Source organism: Nostoc sp. NMS7, from assembly GCF_017115085.1.
Taxonomy (GTDB): domain Bacteria; phylum Cyanobacteriota; class Cyanobacteriia; order Cyanobacteriales; family Nostocaceae; genus Nostoc.
Window position 1 is genome coordinate 1 of sequence record NZ_JABXKJ010000241.1, and the last position, 3,009, is coordinate 3,009.

The following is a 3,009-nucleotide window of genomic DNA, read 5'->3' on the forward strand; positions in this document are numbered from 1 at the left end:
GTTCTCCGACCCATGCTAACCATAAAGGTTTGAATACTCTCAAGTTACCTTGAGCGCGTTGTGGGGATTGCGTCGGTTGTACTTGGTACGGCTGAAAAAGGCGATGCAAAGGCAGGTAACAATTACTTTGTTTCTGGACGTGTTGTCAGAGGCGACCGCACCGTTCCCGTCGCCTGTCCTCCCGGCAAGGAATGCTCGTATTTAGAAATGGGTGATTTTGCTGGCAGTCAGGGCGGCTTATATGGTAAGCGTTGGGCATCTGGTTCATCCCAGATAGTTAAGGGCGGCTATGGGTTCCTAGCAGCAGTTAATGGGGGCAAGGAACCCACGGGGCGGCTAGTGTATGGTAGGGGATTCAAAGTGGCGCTAACTGGAGTTAATGAATCCAAGGGGACTGCCGACTTTGGCTTATTCTTTAGGATCTGTGCGCGACCGCCATTCCAACAGAAAACTTGCACTCCTTACTTCATTGGGCCCGTGCCCTGGTTGCCCGTGAGCGAGAATGATTTGGTAATTGTGGGCACTGGGCGATGACAGAGACTCCTAAGACAGAGGTCTATCCAAATCAATTCATTCCCCCAGGCATTGAGTCGGCGCTATTTTCCCCCGCCGGATTAGGGGTACTCGCTTGTGGCGCGGTGATTGTAATCGCCAAAATCATCGATAGTAGGGGAGGGAAAGCCAAGTTAGCCACTGCCAGATGGGGCGGGACGGTAGAGAAAACGGCAGCTCGGAAATTGGCGTGTAAGCAAATTCAGAAGCGAAAGCATAACCGAGTATCGCTGTATGTAGGGACTCCCAGAAATACAAGGAGCGAGATTGTCAATGGAATCAGGAAAACGAGTATCCCTGAAGATCCAACAACCCTTTACTTCCCAGAGGCACAGCGAGGCATCCTAGTTTGTGGTGGACCAGGAAGCGGAAAGTCATTTTCAATGATTAATCCTTTGATTCGTTCAGCTATAGATCAAGGATTTCCATTAGTATTGTACGATTTTAAATATGCACAGCAAGAATCTGCTTATTCTGCATCTAAAGGACAAGCCCCGATTCTGGCTGGATATGCTCTCGAACGTGGCTATCAAGTTACTATTTTGGCTCCTGGGTTTGCAGAATCCGCAGTTGCTAACCCAATAGACTTTCTTCGTAGCAATGAAGACTCAGAAATGGCGCGGCAGTTAGCAATCACGCTAAATCGCAATTTCCAACTCGGTGATAAAGATTCTGGAAATAGCTTCTTTACCAACGCTGGCGATCAGTTAGTCCAAGCCGTCTTTATGCTGGCAAAGGGCACAGAGTACCCAGATATCATGATGTGCCAAGCAATACTAGGGTTGCCAAAGTTAGTTAAGCGCATGGAGCAAGCAGAAAATCTGAATTTCATGGTCAGAGAGGCTTTCGCGCAGTTTGTCTCTGTCGCCGGTTCCCCAGAAACAGCAGCTAGTATTGTTGGTACAGCTAGCGGATTGTTCAGCCGTTTTATGGTTCCCTCTGCCCTCGCTGCTTTCTCTGGAAAAACTAATATTCCACTGGACTTGAAGGGACGACAAATGGTGATTTTCGGGATGAACAAAGAGAAGCGTGATGTAATTGCCCCTTTGCTAGTCTCGATTCTGCATCTATTAGTTAGCCGGAATGTGGCTAACAAACGTACTTGTCCTTTTGTGTTGGGGATTGATGAATTACCCACATTATATTTACCAGCACTGGTTGACTGGCTCAACCAGAACCGTGAGGATGGATTAATTTCTATCTTAGGTTTACAAAATCTTTCAATGCTGATTGAATCCTATGGTGAAAACATAACTAATGCCATCTTTGGGGGATGCGCTACCAAGGCATTTTTCAATCCACAGGATGATGTCGCCGCCGAGAGGTTTAGTAATTTCTTGGGGGAGGAAGAAATTAAGTATAAGCAGCGTTCTCGCTCATCAGGAGGCAAGGGCGGCGCAAGTACTTCTAATTCTGATCAAAATAGTACCCGGAAGCTATTTGATGTCAATCAATTTAACACCTTACCAGAGGGAAAAGCAGTAATTATTAGCCCAGGGTTTCGTTCTCGTGGTCAAATAAGTTTGCCAATCTTGCAATCAATTAAGATTCCTCAACATGAAATTCAATCTGAAGTTGACAGTGTGAAAGTTTGGTACGAGTTTCAAAAGTTCTTGTCTAAAGAGTCTACTCTCTTAACTCCAGCAGATGAAGAAATGAAAATCCGCCGCTCCTTGGCTTTAAAATTGTTACCTTTAATAGAAAATCAAGAGCAGTTATCAGAATATGCAAGTCTGATTTAAAGTGAGATTTTTTGGATAAAATTAAAGTTAAAAATAGTTAGGAGAAAATTCATGTCGCCAAGTAATTTTTACCCTCTCTCCGATTATGACAGAAAACAAATTGCTAAACTACCTCCAGATATAGCAGCCCTAGCAGATAAATATCCGAGCGAGATTTTAAACACTGCTGATAGTTGGGATAACTTACCTTTTGATGATAACTATCTTCCTGAGAGTCAGAGAAAACACAGATAATGTCAGGGATGAACTCAATCAACAAATTGGGAACTTAACTCAAGAGTTACGTACAGAGGTAGACGGTGTTAAAAACACTGTTGATCAAAGCCTTATGGGTGTCAAGTCAGCTATTGACAATACTCGAACTGAACTACGGGCTGCTGTTGATGATGTTAAAGGTCAAGCAATTGAACAGAGTGTTAAAGCAATGCTGAATATCTTGGGCAAAGATAACCCTGATGGTTCTAGAAGCTTCAAAAGTAAAACTTTTGATTTTGAACAGCAAGACGGTAATGTAATCGTTCGTGCCAAAAACGGCGAGGCTGTTCTCACTGATGCAGTTTTATCGCCTAATGTTTCAGAGCAGCAGTTACAGGCACTTGATAAAGTTCAATCTGTTGTTGATATACATAATAAAATTGAAAACAATGCTCAACAAAACTTGGAATCTAGAGGTATAAAGAGATAGAAAATTGCGTCATAAAAGTGGAACGGGTAA

Annotated in this window: 4 protein-coding genes; all 4 read left to right on the forward strand. The window is 43.7% G+C overall.

Annotation, left to right across the window (positions count from 1 at the left end):
• The first annotated feature begins 60 nt into the window (after positions 1 to 60).
• Genes HWQ38_RS32345 through HWQ38_RS32360 form a run of 4 tightly spaced genes read left to right on the forward strand, consistent with a single transcriptional unit; the run spans position 61 to position 2,979 of the window.
• Positions 61 to 534: a hypothetical protein gene (locus HWQ38_RS32345; protein ID WP_292802005.1), complete on the forward strand. Its 474-nt coding sequence runs from the start codon at positions 61 to 63 to the stop codon at positions 532 to 534.
• Positions 531 to 2,294 (forward strand): type IV secretion system DNA-binding domain-containing protein, encoded by a 1,764-nt coding sequence (locus tag HWQ38_RS32350; protein ID WP_292802006.1) that lies wholly within the window; start codon positions 531 to 533, stop codon positions 2,292 to 2,294. Before HWQ38_RS32345 ends, HWQ38_RS32350 begins: the two co-directional genes overlap by 4 nt.
• A 51-nt stretch (positions 2,295 to 2,345) precedes the next feature.
• Positions 2,346 to 2,528, forward strand: a complete 183-nt coding sequence (locus HWQ38_RS32355; protein ID WP_292802008.1) for a hypothetical protein — start codon at positions 2,346 to 2,348, stop codon at positions 2,526 to 2,528.
• Positions 2,488 to 2,979 (forward strand): hypothetical protein, encoded by a 492-nt coding sequence (locus HWQ38_RS32360; RefSeq protein WP_292802010.1) that lies wholly within the window; start codon positions 2,488 to 2,490, stop codon positions 2,977 to 2,979. The genes HWQ38_RS32355 and HWQ38_RS32360 overlap by 41 nt, the downstream gene beginning before the upstream one ends.
• Positions 2,980 to 3,009: the final 30 nt, after the last annotated feature.